Source organism: Ornithinibacillus halophilus, assembly GCF_900129485.1.
Classification (GTDB): Bacteria; Bacillota; Bacilli; order Bacillales; family Amphibacillaceae; genus Ornithinibacillus; species Ornithinibacillus halophilus.
Map to the genome: position 1 here is coordinate 36,083 of NZ_FQVW01000017.1, position 21,356 is coordinate 57,438.

Consider the following 21,356-nt stretch of genomic DNA (forward strand, 5'->3'; position numbering starts at 1 on the left):
GTACAATATATTTATGGTTATTTTATAAAATCCATAAAAATTAAAAGGAGGGACTAAGACATGAGCGAAAAGTTATTAAACCAGATTTTATCAGAACTAAAAGAAATGAAATCTGAACAGCAAACTACGAATGATACTATTAATGGAATGAAATCCGAGCAGCAATCCATGAAGGAAATACAAGAATTAATGCAAACACAATTAAAAGAAACGAATGAGATGGTTCATGCAATCCATCATCGTCAAGAAGAATCTGATGCGAAACTAGAATCTCTCACTATGAATGTAAACTATATAATGGGAGATATTACTGCAATTAAAGAGAGCCAACAACGTCAAGAAAAAATTCTCGAATCATTATCCATTCGCTCGTTAGAACAGGAGACGGATATTCGTGAATTAAAGCGTACTTTAATATAGTTATCTAGGTACAACTTTTATACTTTATTGACTATCACTCTTTACATCTTTCCTTTTGACCTCTACACTTTACCTGCACCAGCGTTTACTCTTCACTGTGTAGAATTACCTCAGTAATTTTTTCTTCCTAGTAAAACGGGGTTGTTGCTTCCTATGTATTAGATGTCCGAACTTCGCAAATTGATGGCAAAGCTTTCCATATATTAGCTTTTAGGCCTTGATGGCTGTTCTTGGGGCATGACACCTGTACCATGGATTTTACTTTCCAATCACCGCTTTGATATGGAATTATTGCAAGAAAGACCACTCATCCAACGCTTCGGTAGGAGTGGTCTTTTGTTCTTTTACTTATTCTGAGGTTCTTTCAAAACCCTTATAAATCAATGGATTGAACAACTATTACATCATGCCGCCCGTAAGTTGAAAGTGTGTAATATCGTTAACAAGAGGTGCAAAAGGTGCGGTAAATCAACGTTTTGGATATTGCTTACTGTAACATCTTTAACGGCGATTTACCGTTTTTTATGGGATTGCGTTAGCAAAATGTTAGCATTCTTGAATGGTGATTGAAGCCAATGGAATAAAGCAATTCTAATTGTATTTTAAATTTTACCCTTTTCTAACCTCTAGATGATAAAAATCAATAACCAATTTATTTGAAGAAAAAAAGTCACTTCCAATAATCCCATCAAATCCATGCATCTCTCTAACATCACCAAGTTGTAGGGTAAAGACCATGCCACTTAATTTTTTGTTCAATACAAATTTCAGTTCCACCTATACCGTACATCTTCCGTGTGATCGCATTTTCCAAATCTAGTAATAGTCCAATTTCCTCACATAAATCTGTGTCTAATATCGTTGAAGAACTACCGGTATCAAGCAAGACATTACGAAATATCTTATTCCAACTATTATAATCAATCTTTACAGAAACAAGGGGCAAATGATCATCCATAACAAATTTCATATTTTTCTACGCACTCCAATATATGGTTGCTCAATTACCTTAATCTCTTCATTACTTGTGTGAAAAATATATAATTCACGATTTTGATTTTCAGCATGTAATTTTTTATACACTTTCCATGCTGCATTTCCATTTGCAAAATCATTAATAACCGACATTTCTTCAATGATTCTTTCATTACCTACTGTATTTGATTGTAATGCTTCAACTAAGACGCATCGACCTGGGAACCCCCGTAGTTAAGTCTTCATCATAGACATTTGAGTAAACTTGTGTTCCAACATAGTATGAGGGTAGTATAAATATACTAAAAAAGTAATTAATAAATAGTAAAAAAATCGATATTTTCTTCCAGCGATTTATATCAGATTTTAAATAACCCACTATTGATTTACCTTTGAAATCTAATACTGTTATCCAAATAAAAATTGCAAAGATTAAAAGCCCAAAAAAAATTGCTATTAAAGGATTATATAGTCTTTGATCTTTAAAAAAAGTATCAGTTATTAGCAATAGTAAAAGTACATAACAAGACATTTCAAAAAAACCTCTTATTATTTTGATATAAAATCTTTTTTCTTTAGTCGACAAACTCATTTCTACACTACTAGAAGAAATTGCAGTTATTGGATTAAACCTTGACATAAGTACTATAATAGAGATTACGACTCCAGGAATTCCTAATTTTTCTAGTATTTCCTTAATTAATTCATTTTCCATTTTTAATTTTCCCCTCCCTTCTATTAACCCCCATTTAATTACTGCTTAGTTGGGGGATTAAAATTTTATTTCTCCAATCTGCATTTAATTGAACAATAAATATGCCTATAGTCTTTGGGTAAGAATAAATTTTGACATTTTACATTTTTACATTTTACTTTATTACCATCTAGATATGTATGACGGTAATATTCCTTTAATCTCTGCATATTTTCAAGTGTAAAAAAAGCCTGATTATATCTTCTTTCAAGATAGTATTTTGCATTTTCATAAACACTCTCTATAATTAAAAGATTATCGTAGACCCTTGTAAAAATTAAAATTTCTTTACTCCCAAGCGAATTTTTATCACGAGAAAAGTTACCTCCACTAATTTTATATACCTTTTTACATTTTTCATTTAACCAATGAAGGAAATCTTTAGATCCAGAATATATTCTAATATTAGCTACTTTCAATAATTCAGTTTTATTACTTGTATTAAAATTCCCATCTCCATCAATTATACCTCTAAGAAAATGAGAAAAGTATTCGTCAGGAATATCAAGGGAAGATATAGTGTACGTTTTATTTGGACTCAAACCTATTCCAATACAGAAGTCGTAAAATGGATAGGAAGTAAAATTTATGGAATAAGCATTGTAATTTCGACTATTAAACCTGATGTTTTCATGATTTACATCAAGCGTTCTTCCAGTAATATTAATTATTATTTCAGATACTTTTTCTAAGTAGTTTTTATCTGAACTAGATATTTTAATTTGCTTTCTTCCCTTTCTTAAAGTTCCATCTGTAGCAATCAAGCCAACCAGATATGCTATATCCTCGTTCCAAGTTATTGTATCTAGTTCATTTGAAATTTGTTTTATTTTTGCTCCATTTCTAACAGCATTAGCAAAGCCTCTATGCTGCTTACAGCAATAATGCCTTTTGTATCTGTTATAGTGGCTTTTTATTAATACAATTTCAACATTACACCAGTCGCATTTTGTTTTTATCCTTCTTGAATTGTGAAAACAGGAAGCAGAGCAATACTCCTGCCTACTATGATTAGGCATAAATGGTTTATTACAAGTCTTGCAGATATATTTTGTTTTCAATTGAAATCACCCCTAAGGAACATAAACTATGTAAACAAAAAAGTCATAGAATGTAATGATCTATGACTTTTTTGATGTTTTAATATATTGAATTTAAAAGATATCAAAATTAATCTTGATTCTGTACTTTTCTTATCAAAAAAAACTATTGCCAAAGTAGATATACTTATACCAATTGATATCCCCGAAATAATCAACGTAGCAATCTCCATCTTTCTCCCACCTTTCACAAAGTATTTTAGAGCATTGGCATATTCATATCACATTCTTGTAAACCCAGGTTATTTTTTATTTTATTTTGTCATTAGTGGTTCTTCATACTAGTACTCTAACGTGGCTAATCTTATCCTTATTAATACATTCTAAAGACACATTATCATACCTCAATTGTTTTTGCACTATTTAAAATAATTATCTATTTTGTTGTATACTTTAAGTACACTCTTTCTAAACACTAGAGAATATAATTATATCAATACATAAACATGTTCATTTTAGCTTGTTCATCTACTTTGACAATAGATATTAGAATGAAAATTATAATTGAAAAACTGAGCTACTATCACAAGTCAAAAAACACTGATAGCTCTTCAAGAATACTAAAAAAACACTTTATAAAAGTGAAGACTTACTAGACTACAGTTAGGATAGGATAAACCAAGTTAATCACCTTCAAACTTGGTGTAGATATACATCCGTTGATCTACTGTCTACTATAAGTGGAGATATCACTGTTCCTACACTACGCTAAAGTGATATTGAAGTAGGGGTCACAGGCAAATTACTTAGCACACGTGTAATCTTTTTCGCAATGCCATGCTGAAAAACCTCTTGAACTGGCTGAGTTGAGATCTAATCTATTCCATAGTTCTTGCAAACAGGAATCCTTTAATTTGCGTTCAATCACAAAAATTTTGTTACCAAATGATAGGCCTTACTTCACTTTTACAGAGAAGCCGATTTAGGCAGTGACGTTAGAACTGCTGTAAATTATCGACGAGCGTGAGCCCAGCACCCAAATAGTATTACAACTGGAATCCCGTTGTAACCACATATCCATTGAAATACAAATACCCTTAAACTATCCCAATTAAGGAAATAATACAAAAGATGCAGTCAAATATTAGGTAGAAATTTTGATTATTTTATCGAATCGAATAATATATAACTTTCCCAATACAAAAGTTTATATTTGTGTGTTAACATAAAATTTGCAATAGATGATATATTCTATAAACCTGTATTGTACATTATATTTTAGTTTTTTGAGGGGTGATAAATGATAGAGACAATTTTATGTAGATAATTGAACCAAAATCTAATGAAAAGGATGATGAAATTGTTTAAAAAGAGTATGAGTTTTATTGGTGATGGTTAATGTTTTAGTTACAATCCTTTTACTTCCACAGATTACTTTAGCGGAAAAGTCTGTTGACAGTATGAATGTTTCTGTAGATATTACTCAAGAGAAAAAAGAGGTAAATAATGTATTTAAAAAAATTAAAAGTAGCAATCCGAATCAATTACTAAGTAAGGATATAAAGATTTTTGACAACAATGTTGCTTCAGAATTTGCACCAAAGAATAGTACTGTTACTGAAGTGTTATATACAGACTTTGGAATTCCTTCTATAAGTATAGATTATACTTTAGGCGATAGTAGAGTAATAGTTACCTATTTTGAAGATGGAAAGGTAGAAAAGTCAATTCTAAATAGAACATCCGGGTATATAACTGAAAATTTTAACAATGAAAAAAAAAATACATTTAATAGAAATGACGTTATAACAATTTCCCGTTCAAAAGAGCAATTAGACACGATTAATACTCTTATAAAAGAGAGAAACTTTGAAGAAATCGAGAAAATAAAGGATACTACTGTAAATAAAGTTGGCGGTAAGACTATTATAAGCTTTGATGATAGTAATGCAGGTATTCTGGCTAATAAAAAAGTTTATCCAGTACCATATGATCCCGAATGGAAAAAGTATAAAGCGAAATTCAAATACGGTATGTATCACGAATATTCAAAAGCACTTGATGATAGAGGTTATGATCCACACGTCGCGGTAAAAGTTTATGAAACAATGGACTACTTCAACTATGTAGATGAATCGTACAAGAATTTTTCAGCTGGAAGGACTGTGACAGCTATTTCTTTATTTTGGGATGTAGCAAAATCTGGCACATTTTCATGGCTTTCTTATGCTGCTGTATTCGTTGATACCTACGAAAGGATTAAAAGTTCAATTAGTGCAGTAGATGAAGCAGCTTGGAATTTTGAAGGTGGCAAAGAAGGAACTGTATACGATCCGACTCGATCAAAAACTAATGTACAAACATGGGAAACTTGGGGAACTGGAAGGGTAGTTTTGGGATGGAATTATAATTCATCAACTGGATATAATAACCCAAATTGGTATCATTCTAAAAGATCCACAGCACTCCAAATGTCTGATTATACAGTTTTCAATAACGCTTTCGAAACTTACAACAATAATATTAATATGTATGGAGTGTGGAAATGGGGGGAAGGAAGATTAGGATATTAATAATTTTCCCTAAGTATTAGCCTCATGTTAGATAGTCTTAGTTCAGTAGCATAAAGGGTATGGTTCGATATCATTCGAACTCATACCTTTAAATTTCCATTATAAAATATAACATAATATTCATATTTATTAGTCTTCTATTTTAATAAACTTAAGCCAATTTTATAATTCCTCTTTTAAGAATACAAGGACTCACAAAATTTCCAAATTATATAAAAAATAATTATTTAGCTTGTTGGTGATTTTAAAATAGGTTGTATCAATAGTGGCTATATATCTATAATAAAGCCTAGCGTGATTGCTTAAAGGACAATATTTCGCTAACTTGTATCATGGTCATAAGGAAAGGAATACTCTCCACCAGCCTTTTGAAGTTTTAGTTAACTACCATTATATAATATTTAGGGAGGTACTTCCTTTTACTTTTTTAAACTCTTGTCCTACAAAGGCTAGGCACAATGTACACCATTCACATATTTACTGTATTTTTTGAAATATCAATGTTTCAAACCAATCATAAGAAATTTTAGCTAAGAAAGGAATCTCATTATGATAAAAAAATTCATAATTAGTATTTTTATATTTTCTCTTATATCATTATTATTCAGCTGCTCGAATAATAATGATAAAAAAGAGTTAGAACTTACTGAGGAAGAGAAAGAGCTCGTGAATATTAGTCTTGAAAAAATTGCAAATAAAAAAGTATTTGATTTAGCAGAAAAATTAGAGCCTATAGAAATAAAGCAAGAGGTAAAGTTATTTAATCCAAAACCATTTGAAGAGTTTGTACCTCAAAATAGTATTATATCTGAGGTTTCGATTTATAAAGCTAATAAAAGGAAAGTTATAACAATTGACTATAATATGACAGGTCAAAGAAGATATATCGTTAGTTATTATGATGATGGTAAAGTGAGTAAAGCAACGGAAACAGAGTACTATTTGGAAAACTTTAATAACGAAGAATACATCAAAAAAATAGCTGAATGAAGTAGAAATAGATTTCATTCTGTTTCCTATATCTATATTTGGAGGAATATAAGTCAGAATTAAATAAATTTTATATTTATTGAATAAGTACTGTTTATGCTTATTATATATATTAGAATGAAGAGTCTCATGAAGAATATAATTTTATAAATATATATTATGTATTTAGAGTGTAGAGAAACCCCATGTTTTTCTTTACACTCTTTATATTCCTATTTTGAGTTTAAATTTTCTACTTATATTATAACAAACAAGTTAACGTAGTAAATTATCAAATCATTCATAATATACATAATATTTTCGAGGCAACAGTATACAACACCTATAAAGAAATATTTATAATTTTGGTTGATTTTAGAAGTGATTTCTAACTATTTATTAATCGAAATTACTGTTGTTTTATTATAGGCTAATTATAACATTTGGAAATACTATATTTAACATATATAAAAAAGAAGTTTTCTATCAGGGATTTGTACACTAATAGAAAACTTCTTAATCAAACTCTAAAAAACATGAGCAAAAACATGAGCATTATTTAATTTTTCATCTTAAAACGTTGATATAACAATGTTTTAAACATTTATTACATCATGCCGCCCATTCCGCCCATGCCACCCATGTCTGGCATTCCGCCTCCAGCGCCTTCTTCTTCAGGCTTGTCAGCGACAACAGCTTCTGTAGTTAGGAACATTGCTGCTACAGATGCAGCGTTTTGTAATGCAGAACGAGTAACTTTAGTTGGGTCAACGATACCAGCGTCAACCATGTTTACCCAATCACCAGTAGCAGCGTTGAATCCAACGCCCACTTCTTCGCCTTTTAGACGTTCTACAATAATAGAACCTTCTAATCCAGCATTGTGAGCGATTTGACGAACTGGCTCTTCTAGTGCGCGAAGTACGATGCTTGCACCAGTTGCTTCGTCACCTGCTAATTCTAATCCAGCTACTTTACTGTGAACATTAATTAGAGCCGTACCACCACCAGAAACAATACCTTCTTGAACAGCAGCACGAGTTGAGTTCAATGCATCTTCAATGCGAAGTTTACGCTCTTTAAGTTCCGTTTCTGTTGCAGCACCAACTTTGATTACTGCTACACCACCAGCTAATTTAGCTAGACGTTCTTGTAATTTTTCTTTATCGAATTCAGAAGTAGTTTCTTCTGATTGTGCACGGATTTGAGCAACACGTGAAGAAATTGCTTCAGGGTTTCCAGCACCTTCAACAATTGTTGTATTTTCTTTAGTTACCACAACTTTTGAAGCACGACCTAATTGATCAATTGTTGCTGATTTAAGGTCTAGTCCTAGGTCTTCTGTGATTACTTCTCCACCAGTTAGGATACCGATATCTTCTAGCATTGCTTTACGACGATCACCGAATCCTGGGGCTTTTACAGCTACAGCATTGAATGTTCCACGAAGCTTGTTCACCACTAATGTAGCAAGTGCTTCACCTTCCACATCTTCTGCAATGATTAAGATTGGTTTACCTTGTTGTACCACTTGTTCTAGTACTGGTAATACTTCTTGGATGTTACCGATTTTCTTATCAGTGATTAAGATATATGGATCTTCTAAAACAGCTTCCATTTTATCTTGGTCAGTAACCATATAAGGAGATGCATATCCACGATCGAATTGCATACCTTCTACTACTTCTAGCTCTGTTGAGAATCCTTTTGATTCTTCAATTGTGATTACACCGTCGTTACCAACACGTTCCATCGCTTCAGCAATTAAGTTACCTACTTCTTCATCACCAGAAGAGATAGCAGCAACCTGTGCAATCGCTTCTTTACTCTCAACTTGTTGAGAAATAGATTTTAATTCTGATACAGCCGTTTCTACTGCTTTTTCAATTCCACGACGTACGCCAACTGGGTTTGCACCAGAAGTTACATTTTTCAATCCTTCACGAATCATCGCTTGTGCTAAAACAGTTGCAGTTGTAGTACCGTCACCAGCAACATCATTTGTTTTTGATGCTACTTCTGATACTAATTGTGCACCCATATTTTCAAAAGCATCTTCTAGTTCGATTTCTTTTGCAATTGTTACACCATCATTTGTGATCAATGGGGAACCGAATTTTTTATCTAAAACAACGTTACGACCTTTTGGCCCTAAAGTTACTTTTACTGCATCAGCTAATGTATCTACACCGCGTAACATTGCGCGACGTGCATCTTCACTAAATTTAATATCTTTAGCCATTAAAAAGCCCTCCTCAAATAATTCATATGGTATTTATGGTTGAAATTCTAAGTTTAATGTTTAGTTTACTACTGCTAAAATGTCATTTTCACGAAGAATTAAGTATTCAGTGCCATCATATTTCACTTCTGTTCCAGCAAATTTTGAGAAAATGATGCGATCTCCTTCTGCTACTTCAAGTGCCACTCTCTCTCCATTTTCTGTCACACGACCAGTACCTACTGCAACTACTTTACCTTCTTGTGGCTTTTCCTTTGCAGAGTCTGGAAGTACGATACCGCTTGCAGTTGTTTCCTCTTGTTCTACAAGCTCAATAACAACTCGATCTCCTAGTGGTTTAATCATGTAGACAACCTCCTTAATTCCTTTTTCATATTTTTATTTTATCTGTTAGCACTCGACATCAGTGAGTGCTAATACCAATTAATATAATAAATAATCTTTTTAAAAAATGCAAGTAATGTATTATATTTTTTTTAACATTTTTGATAAGAACGACATTCCAATTATTATGTATCAACGAGATATGATAAAATACTTTAGACATCAACTAATAATTAAGCTATGGCTATCATAAACTTTAATAGTTAGATGCAATCAAAGGAGTTGTCACGTTTGTCTAATAAGTATTGGTGGGTCATTATTACCTACATCATCATGCAATTTTCAGGCGTTGTTTTTGTAACCCTATTAAAAGCACTCACCTCATTAAGCATAGAGGATTTAGCCATTTATTCTACATATTGGTCTATTTTTAGTTTTACTACTGGACTAGTTGTCGTGTTATTACTACTAAGAAAGGACATGGCACATGATGATTTTCGTGCATCAACAGATAGTGGACAAGTTGTTCTATGGTCCATTCTCGGATTTGTCTTAGCATATTTCACGCAAGTATTTACTGGTTTATTCGAATTGTATGTACTTGGAATCGAACCAAAATCAGAAAACACACAAATGATTATGGATATTACCAGGTCAGTACCACTATTTATGATTATACCAATGTTTATTGCACCAATTTTAGAAGAAATCATCTTCCGAAAAATTATTTTTGGTTCCTTACACAAACATATGAACTTCTTCTTTGCGGCTTTATTATCTGCCTTTATCTTCGGCATCATACATGGAGAAATGGAGCACATTCTACGTTATGCTGCAACAGGATTTGTCTTTGCCTTTTTATATGTAAAAACAAAACGAATACTCGTTCCAATTATTGTTCATATGGCTTTAAATTCATTTGCTGTCCTTATCCAATATGGATTGTCACCTGAGGATTTAGAGCGCATGCAGGATCAATTAAAAGAATTGCAAACAATTCTGTTTGGCTAATATTAATAAAAAATCCGGACTAGCGAATCTAATCTATTGATTGATTCACAAGTTCGGATTTTTCATTGCTCAACACTATTTTCTAATTCATTTATTACTCGCATCAACACAAAACTCTCCAAATACAGCATAGCAATTTTTCCCTTTTTCCTTGGAATGATACAAGGCAATATCTGCTTTTTTCGATAAGGTTTCTGCATCTAATCCATGGCGTGGCCCTATGGAAATACCTACACTTGCTGTTACATTTAAGTTTCCTATTTCATTATGCTTATAGATTTGTTTTTTAAATTCTTTAATAATGTTTTGCGCAATCTTTTCTGCTTCCACTTCATCCTTAATAGGAACAATGACAGCAAACTCATCACCACCTAAGCGATACGTGGAACCCTTTTCAGGTATCGCTTTTTTGATCGTTTTACCTACTTGTTTTAATACATAGTCACCACGATCATGTCCCAAATAATCATTAACCAATTTAAAGTTATCCAAATCAATCATGAATAATGCAAAAGGCTTTCGATTATCTGCAATTGCCAGTTGTATATCATCATCGAAGGATGCGCGATTCTTTAATTCTGTTAAACTATCATGAAAGGCTAAGTACATTGGCCAGGCTAACCATTTAGATATAATCAATGCAACAATAACAGACACAATCAAAATTATGATTAATTGTAAAATAAAGGCTTTTGTATTATCCATTAAGACTGATTGAAGTTCGTAATCATTATATACAAGTTCTAACACTCGATTAGTTGATATACCTTGTGTTAAATCAGAGTTATAATATACATAACGGTATTGTGCTGATTTTCCATTCCAGTCACTTTTTAACTCTGCAACATCCTGGGTACGAACGGCCTCTTCAAATGCATCATAACGATCACTAGGCAAATGGGTTTCTTCTGTAACTTCTCCATAGAGGAAACCATCTGTATTTAATAGATTAACTGCATCCAATGATGGATATCTCTGCACTAAGTCATCAATCACATTAAAAAAGTTAAACTCTTTAAAAATTGTTCCTTCTTCTAGTGAGAAACCCAATTCAATTATGTACTGTTTATCAGGTGTTGCCATGTAACTAAACTTTTTTATCTCACCTGTCTTTTGTTGTAAATCCATCCCATCTGCATGAAACTCGCCTGATTCCCGTCGTTCATCTAATAGAGATGCAAATTCACTACAACACTCGGAAAAATTTAACCCAATATCATCTATAAAACTACTTTGAATAATCGTATTCTCATTATCTATTATGTATATATCCATTCCTAATGCTTGTTTTAGATCCTCGTAATCCCAGTTCTCCACATTTGGATTTTTATGGTATAAATCCATTAGATATTCTGTATTCTCATACATTTGAACTCTAGTATCTTCATCAAAGTAATTGTAAGCCTTATCAATCATAGCAATAGAATCAGAAACACTTGTTTCAATCTCATCTACTTGGATTTTATTACTTTCAATAGCTTGTCCTCTTTCACGAATATAATTAACAGTTGCAATCGTAAAAGAAATAACAACTGCAAATGTGATCATGATCAAAAATAGCCGTATTCTAAACTTGGACTTCATTTTTGTCACTCCATTCTAAGTTGATTAAGCTATTAACCTTCTAAGTTATATTTGTATGGTGATAATATTAATAATAGTTACATTATAGTACCTTTTGCTTAATAAAGATACCTAAAAGATTAGGTATTAGTTCCTATATTATTCCAAAACAAAAGAGGCAACAACTGTGCCTCTTTTTTCCATATTAATCGTTTTCTTTGTCTAATGGATAGTGTTTTAAGAAATATACTAATGACTGTAACTCCACAGCTAAATCGATGTGATGAACGCGAATATGGCTTGGTACCGTAATTCGTGCAGGTGTGAAGTTAAGGATCCCAGTGATACCTTTATCAACTAATCTTTCTGTGATTTTATCCGCTTCTGATGCTGGTATAGTTAAGATTGCCACTTTAACGCCATTGATTCGTTCTTCCAACTCATCAATATGATAGATAGGAACGCCACCAATTTCCGTTCCAATTTTATCAGGACTCGTATCAAAGGCCATCTGTATTTTGGTGTTATTGTTTTTCATAAAATTATAATGTAAAAATGCCGTTCCCAAGTTTCCCACACCGATTAGTGCTACTTCCGTTAATTCATCTTGATCTAGTGTTTTTCGGAAGAATCCAAGTAGATATTCGACATTGTAGCCATATCCTTTTTTACCTAATGCCCCAAAATAAGAAAAATCCCGACGTATAGTAGCCGAATCGACTTTTACCGCCTCACTAAGCTCTTTTGATGATACTCTTGTTTTTCCTTGATGTTGTAAATTATTTAAGAAACGATAATACAAAGGTAAACGTTTTGCAGTTGCTTGTGGTATTTTATTTTGTGCCATTATTTATCCTCCTCAAGTGAACGATGGAAATCTCCTGACTTTCCACCTGTCTTCTGAACCAGGTATGTTTTTCCAATAACCATTCCTTTATCTATAGCTTTACACATATCATAAACTGTTAAGGCAGTTGCTGATGCTGCCGTCAGCGCTTCCATTTCTACACCAGTACTACCCTTTGTTTTAACTAATACGTTAATCACTAATTCATAAGTGTCTTCAGTAATCTTCCAATCAAATGATATATCAACACCTTTTAGTGATAATGGATGACACATCGGAATCCATTCTGACGTTTTTTTCGCTGCCATTATCCCAGCAACTTGTGAAACGGCCAAAACATCCCCCTTTTTAATTTCATTTCCTGTAATCTTATTATATATTTCTTTTGTAACAAAAACACTAGACCTAGCAATTGCCGTTCGTTCAGTTTCTGTCTTATCACTTATATCTACCATATGTGCTCGTCCTTGAGCATTAAAATGGGTAAAATCCGACATACACTCATCTCCAATTTAGTATACACCACTATTTTACCAAAAAATCCGGAATAAGTCGTGACAAATTTCACAAGTAGTATTACTAGCTACTTTCATGATAGAATAAACGTATATTATTTGAGGTGAAAGTTATGATTATTATGCAATTAAATGGAATCTCCAAATCCTTTGGTGCTGAAGAGATTCTATCAAATATAAAACTGGAAATAAAAGACAAAGACAGAATCGCTATTGTAGGGCGAAATGGTGCTGGTAAATCTACCTTGTTAAAAGTCATGGCTGGAGAGCTTTCCCATGATGAAGGGGAATTATTTAAACCGAAAGACCTTTCAATTGGGTATTTGTCCCAGCACACTGGTCTAGAATCCAATAACACCATTTGGAATGAAATGCTAGAAGTATTTGAATCACTCATTACACAAGAAGAAGAATTACGAAAACTTGAGAAGAAAATGGAGCAAGCTGCTCATTTATCTGAAAAAGATTATGAAAAGCTATTAAAGGACTACGATTTAAAACAGCAAATGTTTGAGAAAAACGGTGGTTATCGCTATGAAGCAGACATTAAGGCAGTTCTATCAGGTCTTAACTTCCTAGATTATGATGATCAAACCCCTATCAACGAATTAAGTGGTGGTCAAAAAACACGATTAGCTTTAGGTAAGTTGTTACTTCTTAAACCAGATTTATTGATCTTAGATGAGCCTACCAACCATCTGGATATCGAAACATTAGGCTGGCTTGAGAATTACCTCGTTAGTTATCCTGGCGCCGTAACGATTGTTTCCCATGACCGTTATTTCCTGGATAAAACTGTTTCCATTGTCTATGAGATTTCTAGACATAAAACAAAAAAATACCATGGTACTTACAGTGACTTTTTAAATCAGAAAGCAATGAACTATGAACAGGAATTAAAGGAATACGAAAAACAACAAACAGAAATTAAAAAAATGGAAGAGTTTATACAGAAAAATTTAGTACGAGCGTCCACTACTAAACGTGCCCAGAGCCGTAGAAAACAACTTGAGAAAATGGACAAGATAGATAAGCCTTTAGGTGAAGAGTCTTCTGCTTCGATCACTTTTCAAGTTCAAAAACGTAGTGGAAATGATGTATTAAAACTAAATGAACTCTCATTTGGTTATGATGACCAGCCATTATTTAAAAATATTAATCTACACATTAATCGTGGTGAAAGTATTGCGCTAGTTGGACCGAATGGAGTTGGTAAAACAACCCTATTAAAAACAATTTTAGGAAAGCTTCAACCTACAAATGGTACCGTTCAACTAGGCACCAATGTTCAAATTGGATATTATGACCAAGAACAAGCAAATCTTAATTCGCATAAAACCGTCTTAAATGAATTATGGGATGAATACCCCACGATCAATGAAAAAGACATTCGTACTATACTAGGTAATTTTTTATTTTCTGGGGATGATGTGTTAAAGCCGGTTCATTCGCTCAGTGGTGGGGAAAAAGCTCGTTTAGCTCTAGCAAAGCTACGAATGCAAAAGGCTAATTTATTAATTCTAGACGAGCCTACCAACCATTTAGATATTGATAGTAAAGAAGTCTTAGAAGCAGCACTCATGGATTTTCCTGGAACAATTGTGTTTGTATCTCACGACCGGTACTTCATTAATAAAATAGCTGATCAAGTCGTTGAGATGCAGCAAGATGGAGTTACTGTCTATTTAGGTGACTATGATTACTACATGGAGAAAAAACAAGAAGAATACGAATTACAACAGCTAGAGAAAACAGAAAGCGAAAAAGATAAAAAAGAAGATAAAAAACTAAGTTTCAAAGAAGAAAAACGGATTCAAAGTGAAAAGCGAAAGAAAGAACGTAGAATCACAAAACTTGAAGAATTAATTGAAGAACAAGAAGAAATATTAGCAGAGCTGGAAGAAAAAATGACGGCCCCAGAAGTATACGAAGACCATGAAAAAGCGTTAGAATATACGAATAAAGTAAATGAAGTCAAACAAGAAATTGATCAATTAATGACCGAATGGACCGAGTTACAGGAAGAAGAAGTGCAGGAATAGTTAAAGCACGCTTGAAAGAAAGATTTCAAGCGTGCTTTTGTTAATGAGTTATACACAAGTTCCATCTACTTAAATAAATAATCGTTCTGAATATCTATTTCAACTGCAACTCGATAAACCAGGCCAAATCCTATCATTGTGGATAAAACGGAACTTCCTCCATAACTTATTAACAATAATGGAATACCTGTAATAGGCATGATTCCGATTGTCATACCAATATTTTGGAATGCATGAATGAGTAACAGACTTAGGAAACCAAAACTAATATAAGATCCAAACTGGCTATTCTCAAAACTTTTTAAGCCAAGTGTCACCAGACGGTAAAGCATAATAAAGTAAAGCAAGATCACCAATGCACTACCTATAAAACCAAAGCTTTCCCCAATAATAGAGAAAATAAAGTCTGTATGTGCATCAGGTAGCTGTACAACTTGCAAGTTATTCAAGCCTTTTCCAGTCAATTGACCTGAACCTAATGCTAACATTGATAAATCAAATTGGTACGTATCCCCACTAGCATTTTGCGATGGATCAAACCATGTCATTAAACGATTAATTTGATATGGTGCAATCCCAATAGTATCCTCTGCTAACTCTGGAAAGTTCACAATAAACAATAAGGTAGAAACAGCTAATGCAGCAACTGTTAAAACTAAACCACCGATAATCTTCCAATCAATCCCAGATAATAGGACCATCATTCCTGCTATGAAGACATACACCATAGATGTTCCAAAATCGGGCTGCATTAAAATAAAAACAATGGGAATAGCCGTGATAACACCAATCTTAAGTAGTAAAAAGATATCACTTGGGATTGTTGGTACTTCATACTTCCCTTTATGCTGACTAATTGCTGCAGCCAAAAATAAAATTGTGGTGATTTTGGTAAATTCTGCAGGTTGAATAGACAGTCCTGGGAGTGTAAACCAACTTTTTGTTCCACGGATTTCAGCAGCTATTGATTCCGGACTAATAAGCAACACAATTAATACAAGGACACCAAATCCATAAATATAAATACTTGCTTTATATAGCTGCTCTAAATCAAAAAATTGAATGATAGAAACAAGAAATATCCCAGCACTAAACCAAACAATTTGTTTTATTACATAGTTTTGCCCTACATTTTGAGGGAGTTGTTCAGCATTATAAATCGCAAGTAAGCTTACTCCAATAAATAATAACAATAATAAGATAAAATCAGATTGTATGTAATGGGATTTATTATTCGTCAAATTAGTAACACCACACTTCTATATATAGATATTTTACCTATGCACATAATCCACAGAGATATTCACATGAAAACACGCATAATAATGGGATATCAACAAAGTTATACACATTATCCACAAACTCATATGAAACTGTCCACATTTTTATCCCAAATCACTGTTGTAGTTATAGCAGCTATTTAGTAACGTTATTCACACCTCTGTGGATAATGTTATTTTAATATCAAGGAAGGATTAGCATTTAGATCTAGCCCTGACCTTTTACCTTGATGATAGCTGATTGTTCCTGCAGCAGCTATCATAGCAGCATTATCAGTGCATAGCTTTAATGGAGGTATTACTAAAGGAATATCTAAATCAGCAAACTTATTCACAAGTTCATTCCGAAGTCCTTTATTAGCAGCTACACCACCAGCAACAATTACCTGCTTAACGTTATGATTCAATGCCGCCTTTACCGTCTTAGTTGTTAACACATCTACAACGCTTGATTGAAAGCTTGCAGCAATATCTTTGTCCTCAAGTACTTCTCCTCGTTGCTTGGCATTGTGTATTGTGTTGATAACAGAAGATTTTAAGCCACTAAAACTAAAGTCAAAACTTCCCTCTTCTAACCATGCACGAGGAAAATCAATTGTCACATTTCCTTCAGCAGCTAAACGGTCGATATGTGGGCCACCTGGATATGGTAAATGTAACATTCTAGCAACCTTGTCGTAAGCCTCTCCAGCAGCATCATCCCGTGTTTCACCAATCACCTCATAATGACCATGTTCTTTCATCAATACCAATTCTGTATGACCACCTGAAACGATTAATGCTAATAAAGGAAATTGAAATTCTTGTTCCAGTCGATTGGCATAAATATGTCCAGCAATATGGTGTACACCAATTAATGGCTTTTGTTTTGCAAATGCTAACGCCTTCGCAGCATTCACTCCTATTAGAAGTGCGCCAACCAATCCAGGTCCTTCAGTAACGGCAATTGCATCAATATCATCCCATGATAATTTTGACAGTTCAAATGCTTCTTCTAGAACCATGGTTATTTGTTCAACGTGATGTCTGGAAGCAATCTCTGGAACTACTCCTCCAAAACGCTTATGGCTTTCGATTTGAGAGGCAACCACATTCGTTACAATCTCGGATCCATTTTTCACAATCGCAACTGCTGTTTCATCACAACTAGTTTCAATACCTAATATATATGTTTCTTTCGTCATACTAAATTCACCCACATTACAATCGCATCCTCATTATCATCTTGATAGTAATTTTTTCGTATACCACCAGGGACCATTCCAAACTTTTTATATAACTTTTGTGCTGGAAGATTCGATGCTCTTACTTCTAAAGAAAGTCGTTTAACCCCTAGTGTAACTAATTGTTGCATTGTAAATCGAAATAACTTCTCACCCAACTTATTTCCTCGAAGGTCAGGCATGATGGCTATATTCGTTATTTGTGCATCATCCATTACAACCCAGGATCCAACATAACCTACTATTGAGTCGTTAATTTCCATCACATAGTAATGGGCATGTTGGTTCCTTTCCACTTCTTGTATAAATATATCCTTAGTCCAGGGTGTTGAAAATGACATTCTTTCTACTTTCAACACCCCTTCAATATCCCTTAACTTCATTTTTCTAATTTTTAAATTAGCCATTATTTTTTTGTTCCTTTTGTGATTGTAACCACTTGGATTCTGCCTCAGCTAATCTCAAGTAGTTTGGAGTTAAACCATGTGTAGAATCACTTTCCTTTTTCATACTTGCAAGTGCCAAGTCAGATGGCCTTGCAATTTGAATACTTTCACTAGGGAAAATTACTTGTTCGCCTAATATATCAAGAATAACTTCTCGATGTTTATCCATATCAGGGCTTAAAAATAATATCTCTCTTCCAGTGTCTTTAAGAATTCCTAACCAATCTTCCATTAACATATTTGTCTCTTTCTTAAGCTGTTCCATCTGGCTGTTGCTATGATTCCATTCATACAGACCTGTATAAACTAAGCCTCTTCTTGCATCAAAAAATGGACATAATGCTGAAGCAGTCAGCCTCCCTTGGTATGCTAAAACCTCTAAACTGGATACACCTACAATAGGAATATTTAGAGACCATGCAAGCGTTTTTGCTGTTGTTAGCCCTATTCTAACTCCAGTATAAGATCCAGGTCCTTTAGCTACCACTATTTTTTCTAGTTGGTCAGGGGTTATATTAACTTCTCTCATCAACTTGTCTACAGCCGGCATGAGACGAACTGAGTGATTTTTAGGTATATTGGTAATTAATTCTCCTAAAACCTCACTGCCTTTCATAATTGCCACACCTAAAGACTGGTTAGATGTATCCATTGCCAATATATACATACTTGTAACTCCTTTATTTTAAATCAGCCGATTAACTCCCGAACGATCGAATTAAAATGTCGACCTATTGGTTCAAAAGTCAATACTCTACTATGCTCGTCCTTATATTCAATATTTACATTCAATCTTTCTTCAGGTAAGTAATCCTCAATAAAATGAGCCCACTCAACAACGGTAATTCCACTACCATTAAAATATTCATCAAAACCAATATCTTCTTCAGAACCTTCTAGTCGATAAACATCCATATGGTATAGAGGTAATTCCCCTTCATATTCCTTAACAATAGTAAAGGTAGGACTACTGACTGTCCGTTTAATTCCTAGCCCATTAGCTAGTCCTTTAGTAAATGTTGTTTTACCTGCTCCTAAATCACCTTCCAAAGTTATAACATCACCAGGTTTTAATAATTGAGCAAGGTTTTCAGCTAATCGTTTTGTCTCTATCTCTGTTTCCGTTATTATTTGATGTTTCTCCATTATATCACCTACTTAAATGGTTATATCCTTCTTTTTTTAACTGTATCCTTGATTGGCCGGTTCGTTCCAGATAAACACGTCCACTTCTGTCCTTTTTATCAGACACATATCCAATTTTTGAAAGTCGCGTATCACTTATCCTTGCTGCTTCTTCAAGTTTAGACCAATCAGATGGGGAAACAGTTCCTAATAACTCAAAATCTTCTCCACCAAAATACTTCCATTTTTTCTGATCGTTCAATGGAAACTGATTATAGGATGGATGAGACGGTATTTTTTTATCAAATATAATTATATCCACTTGTGATGCTTCTGCAATCTCATTTGCTTCACTTGCCAAGCCATCACTAATATCATTTAGACTTACTCTAGGTATAGTTTCAATAGCTTTTGAAAATTTTACTCTTGGAGTTGGCATACGATGCCTGTGAATAAAGTAATCTACGTCATTAAACCGTTCCATACTAGTCGCACTAGTTAATAGATGGAGACCTGCTTGAGAGTCCCCTAAGTGACCTGTAACAAACACAACATCACCATCTTTAGCTAAATGACGATATCGTATTCTATTCTTATTGACAAAGCCAATGACAGTAACCGACAAAACTAGTTCATTTCCTGATACGGTATCTCCGCCGATTAAATCCATACCGTAATGATTCGAGATAGCCTTGAATCCATTATAGATATCCTCTATTTCCTTAATAGACCAATTAGGTGGTATGGATATCCCTACTAAATAAAATGCAGGAGAGGCGCCCATAGCAGCTAAATCACTAATATTGGCTGCTAATCCCTTATAACCTATGTGAAAAGGTTCCATCGTTTTGCGAGAAAAGTGGACATTTTCAACTAGCATATCTTTAGCTACTACTGTCTCCTGATAGTTTTGAGTAAATACAGCAGCATCATCACCAGTACCTTTTCTTATAGTTGATTGTCTATAGAAATTTTGTTCAATATGTTTAATAAATTGAAACTCATCCATGTTATCACGAACTCCTATATTTCTTCTATACTCATCATAGCAAAAAGTATAGAAAAGAAAAAATCTAAGTAATAGGTACCAGCCAGTAAGATTTGTAAAACTCCATCAATGAAGATTACAAGATTGAATATAGTACAAGTAGCAAATTATACGATTTACTTTCACTTAAAGATTTTACCGATAGAATATGTTTATATACAATAAAAAACACATGACTTCAAAGAAGAAATCATGTGTGTATATGTATTATTATTTATATGGCGGTCCGGACGGGACTCGAACCCGCGACCTCCTGCGTGACAGGCAGGCATTCTAACCAACTGAACTACCGGACCAATTTAATTGGTTGAAATTTACAGTACTACTGATTTCCAACTAGCAAAAATGTATAATCAATGTAGTTAGTTGGAATATTTTGGTTGCACTTTACAGTACTACTGATATTCAACTAGCTAAGAAGTATATTCTACGTGGTTAGTTGAATTAATTTGGTTGCGGGGGCAGGATTTGAACCTACGACCTTCGGGTTATGAGCCCGACGAGCTACCAGACTGCTCCACCCCGCGATATAAGGAAAATGATATTAATCCTAAAAAAATTATTAATGAGCAATAACTAAATAGTGACCCCTGCTTCTACAAGCATATTCAATGAAGTATATCCATCGGGGTTACTCGCAGTTAAATCGGTAGGAGCATTGCTCAAAAAGACTGTTTGTCGTTTGCTAAGGAGAATAACCATTGAGGTAACTCCTCACAAGCCTGCACATAGTAGTAATTCAAGCTGTAACGGCTTGCTCCACCCCGCGATATTATAAAGCCTGGCGACGTCCTACTCTTGCAGGGGCAAAGCCCCAACTACCATCGGCGCTGAGAAGCTTAACTTCTGTGTTCGGCATGGGAACAGGTGTGACCTTCTCGCTATCGCTACCAGACATTTATTAAATTTAAGGACAAGACTTATTATAATCACTTCTGAATTAAAATGCAAGTCTTTTT

General features: G+C 33.7%; 20 protein-coding genes, 2 tRNA genes and 1 rRNA gene. 5 read left to right on the forward strand and 18 right to left on the reverse strand.

The features are described 5' to 3' along the window. The first annotated feature begins 60 nt into the window (after positions 1-60). Positions 61-420, forward strand: coding sequence for a hypothetical protein (locus BUB12_RS08780; protein WP_234982618.1), 360 nt, complete (start codon positions 61-63; stop codon positions 418-420). A 712-nt stretch (positions 421-1,132) separates the two neighbouring features. Here the strand turns inward: BUB12_RS08780 and BUB12_RS08785 are convergent. The 4 genes from BUB12_RS08785 to BUB12_RS08800 all read right to left on the reverse strand — a co-directional run bounded on the left by BUB12_RS08785 (position 1,133) and on the right by BUB12_RS08800 (position 3,210). Further along, entirely contained in the window at positions 1,133-1,390 is a 258-nt protein-coding gene (locus tag BUB12_RS08785; RefSeq protein WP_072890110.1) for a pepsin/retropepsin-like aspartic protease family protein, read from the reverse strand. Continuing rightward, positions 1,387-1,548, reverse strand: a complete 162-nt coding sequence (locus tag BUB12_RS18010; RefSeq protein WP_234982620.1) for a hypothetical protein — start codon at positions 1,546-1,548, stop codon at positions 1,387-1,389. The genes BUB12_RS08785 and BUB12_RS18010 overlap by 4 nt, the downstream gene beginning before the upstream one ends. A 46-nt stretch (positions 1,549-1,594) precedes the next feature. Further along, entirely contained in the window at positions 1,595-2,110 is a 516-nt protein-coding gene (locus tag BUB12_RS17840; RefSeq protein WP_072890112.1) for a hypothetical protein, read from the reverse strand. Between the two features lie 65 nt (positions 2,111-2,175). Further along, positions 2,176-3,210 carry an LAGLIDADG family homing endonuclease gene (locus BUB12_RS08800; RefSeq protein ID WP_072890114.1) on the reverse strand — a complete coding sequence of 345 codons (1,035 nt, stop codon included), beginning with the start codon at positions 3,208-3,210 and terminating at the stop codon, positions 2,176-2,178. A gap of 1,367 nt (positions 3,211-4,577) precedes the next feature. On the opposite strand from BUB12_RS08800, the gene BUB12_RS08810 reads away from it, so the two are divergent. Both BUB12_RS08810 and BUB12_RS08815 read left to right on the forward strand, forming a co-directional pair. Then, positions 4,578-5,762 carry a hypothetical protein gene (locus tag BUB12_RS08810; protein ID WP_072890118.1) on the forward strand — a complete coding sequence of 395 codons (1,185 nt, stop codon included), beginning with the start codon at positions 4,578-4,580 and terminating at the stop codon, positions 5,760-5,762. A 549-nt stretch (positions 5,763-6,311) separates the two neighbouring features. Continuing rightward, complete coding sequence (locus tag BUB12_RS08815) at positions 6,312-6,752, forward strand: hypothetical protein (RefSeq protein ID WP_072890120.1); 441 nt, start codon at positions 6,312-6,314, stop codon at positions 6,750-6,752. Between the two features lie 586 nt (positions 6,753-7,338). Here BUB12_RS08815 and groL read toward each other — a convergent pair. Together groL and groES are read right to left on the reverse strand one after the other, a co-directional pair. After that, positions 7,339-8,973, reverse strand: coding sequence for a chaperonin GroEL (gene groL / locus BUB12_RS08820; protein WP_072890122.1), 1,635 nt, complete (start codon positions 8,971-8,973; stop codon positions 7,339-7,341). A 60-nt stretch (positions 8,974-9,033) separates the two neighbouring features. Next, positions 9,034-9,318 (reverse strand): co-chaperone GroES, encoded by a 285-nt coding sequence (gene groES, locus BUB12_RS08825; protein WP_072890124.1) that lies wholly within the window; start codon positions 9,316-9,318, stop codon positions 9,034-9,036. 270 nt (positions 9,319-9,588) lie between these two features. Here groES and BUB12_RS08830 point away from each other — a divergent pair, with 270 nt between their 5' ends. Next, on the forward strand, positions 9,589-10,308 hold the full coding sequence (locus BUB12_RS08830; RefSeq protein WP_072890126.1) for a CPBP family intramembrane glutamic endopeptidase: 720 nt from the start codon (positions 9,589-9,591) through the stop codon (positions 10,306-10,308). Positions 10,309-10,395: 87 nt separating this feature from the next. On the opposite strand, the gene BUB12_RS08835 is transcribed toward BUB12_RS08830, so the two are convergent. The 3 genes from BUB12_RS08835 to moaC form a co-directional block, all read right to left on the reverse strand. Then, positions 10,396-11,892 (reverse strand): GGDEF domain-containing protein, encoded by a 1,497-nt coding sequence (locus BUB12_RS08835; protein ID WP_072890128.1) that lies wholly within the window; start codon positions 11,890-11,892, stop codon positions 10,396-10,398. A gap of 184 nt (positions 11,893-12,076) precedes the next feature. Continuing rightward, positions 12,077-12,718 (reverse strand): redox-sensing transcriptional repressor Rex, encoded by a 642-nt coding sequence (locus BUB12_RS08840; protein WP_072890129.1) that lies wholly within the window; start codon positions 12,716-12,718, stop codon positions 12,077-12,079. Then, the gene (gene moaC / locus BUB12_RS08845) at positions 12,718-13,215 is read right to left on the reverse strand and encodes a cyclic pyranopterin monophosphate synthase MoaC (RefSeq protein ID WP_072890131.1); all 498 of its coding nucleotides are present in this window, start codon (positions 13,213-13,215) and stop codon (positions 12,718-12,720) included. Before moaC ends, BUB12_RS08840 begins: the two co-directional genes overlap by 1 nt. Before the next feature lie 131 nt (positions 13,216-13,346). Here moaC and BUB12_RS08850 point away from each other — a divergent pair, with 131 nt between their 5' ends. After that, positions 13,347-15,275: an ABC-F family ATP-binding cassette domain-containing protein gene (locus BUB12_RS08850; protein WP_072890132.1), complete on the forward strand. Its 1,929-nt coding sequence runs from the start codon at positions 13,347-13,349 to the stop codon at positions 15,273-15,275. Between the two features lie 65 nt (positions 15,276-15,340). Here BUB12_RS08850 and BUB12_RS08855 read toward each other — a convergent pair whose 3' ends face one another. From BUB12_RS08855 to rrf, 9 genes are all read right to left on the reverse strand, one after another. Then, positions 15,341-16,516, reverse strand: a complete 1,176-nt coding sequence (locus BUB12_RS08855) for an FtsW/RodA/SpoVE family cell cycle protein (RefSeq protein WP_072890134.1) — start codon at positions 16,514-16,516, stop codon at positions 15,341-15,343. A gap of 212 nt (positions 16,517-16,728) precedes the next feature. Continuing rightward, positions 16,729-17,739, reverse strand: coding sequence for a tRNA (adenosine(37)-N6)-threonylcarbamoyltransferase complex transferase subunit TsaD (tsaD, locus tag BUB12_RS08860; RefSeq protein ID WP_072890136.1), 1,011 nt, complete (start codon positions 17,737-17,739; stop codon positions 16,729-16,731). After that, on the reverse strand, positions 17,736-18,188 hold the full coding sequence (rimI, locus tag BUB12_RS08865; RefSeq protein ID WP_407668441.1) for a ribosomal protein S18-alanine N-acetyltransferase: 453 nt from the start codon (positions 18,186-18,188) through the stop codon (positions 17,736-17,738). The genes tsaD and rimI overlap by 4 nt, the downstream gene beginning before the upstream one ends. Continuing rightward, on the reverse strand, positions 18,178-18,891 hold the full coding sequence (gene tsaB, locus BUB12_RS08870) for a tRNA (adenosine(37)-N6)-threonylcarbamoyltransferase complex dimerization subunit type 1 TsaB (protein ID WP_072890139.1): 714 nt from the start codon (positions 18,889-18,891) through the stop codon (positions 18,178-18,180). The genes rimI and tsaB overlap by 11 nt, the downstream gene beginning before the upstream one ends. A gap of 23 nt (positions 18,892-18,914) precedes the next feature. Further along, a complete protein-coding gene (gene tsaE / locus BUB12_RS08875) occupies positions 18,915-19,370 on the reverse strand; it encodes a tRNA (adenosine(37)-N6)-threonylcarbamoyltransferase complex ATPase subunit type 1 TsaE (protein ID WP_072890141.1) in 456 nt (151 codons plus the stop codon). A gap of 4 nt (positions 19,371-19,374) precedes the next feature. Further along, positions 19,375-20,358: a thiamine-phosphate kinase gene (gene thiL / locus BUB12_RS08880; RefSeq protein WP_072890143.1), complete on the reverse strand. Its 984-nt coding sequence runs from the start codon at positions 20,356-20,358 to the stop codon at positions 19,375-19,377. 258 nt (positions 20,359-20,616) lie between these two features. Continuing rightward, positions 20,617-20,693 (reverse strand) — tRNA-Asp (locus BUB12_RS08885). 154 nt (positions 20,694-20,847) lie between these two features. Beyond that, positions 20,848-20,924 (reverse strand) — tRNA-Met (locus tag BUB12_RS08890). 252 nt (positions 20,925-21,176) lie between these two features. Then, positions 21,177-21,292 (reverse strand): 5S ribosomal RNA (rrf, locus tag BUB12_RS08895). Positions 21,293-21,356: the final 64 nt, after the last annotated feature.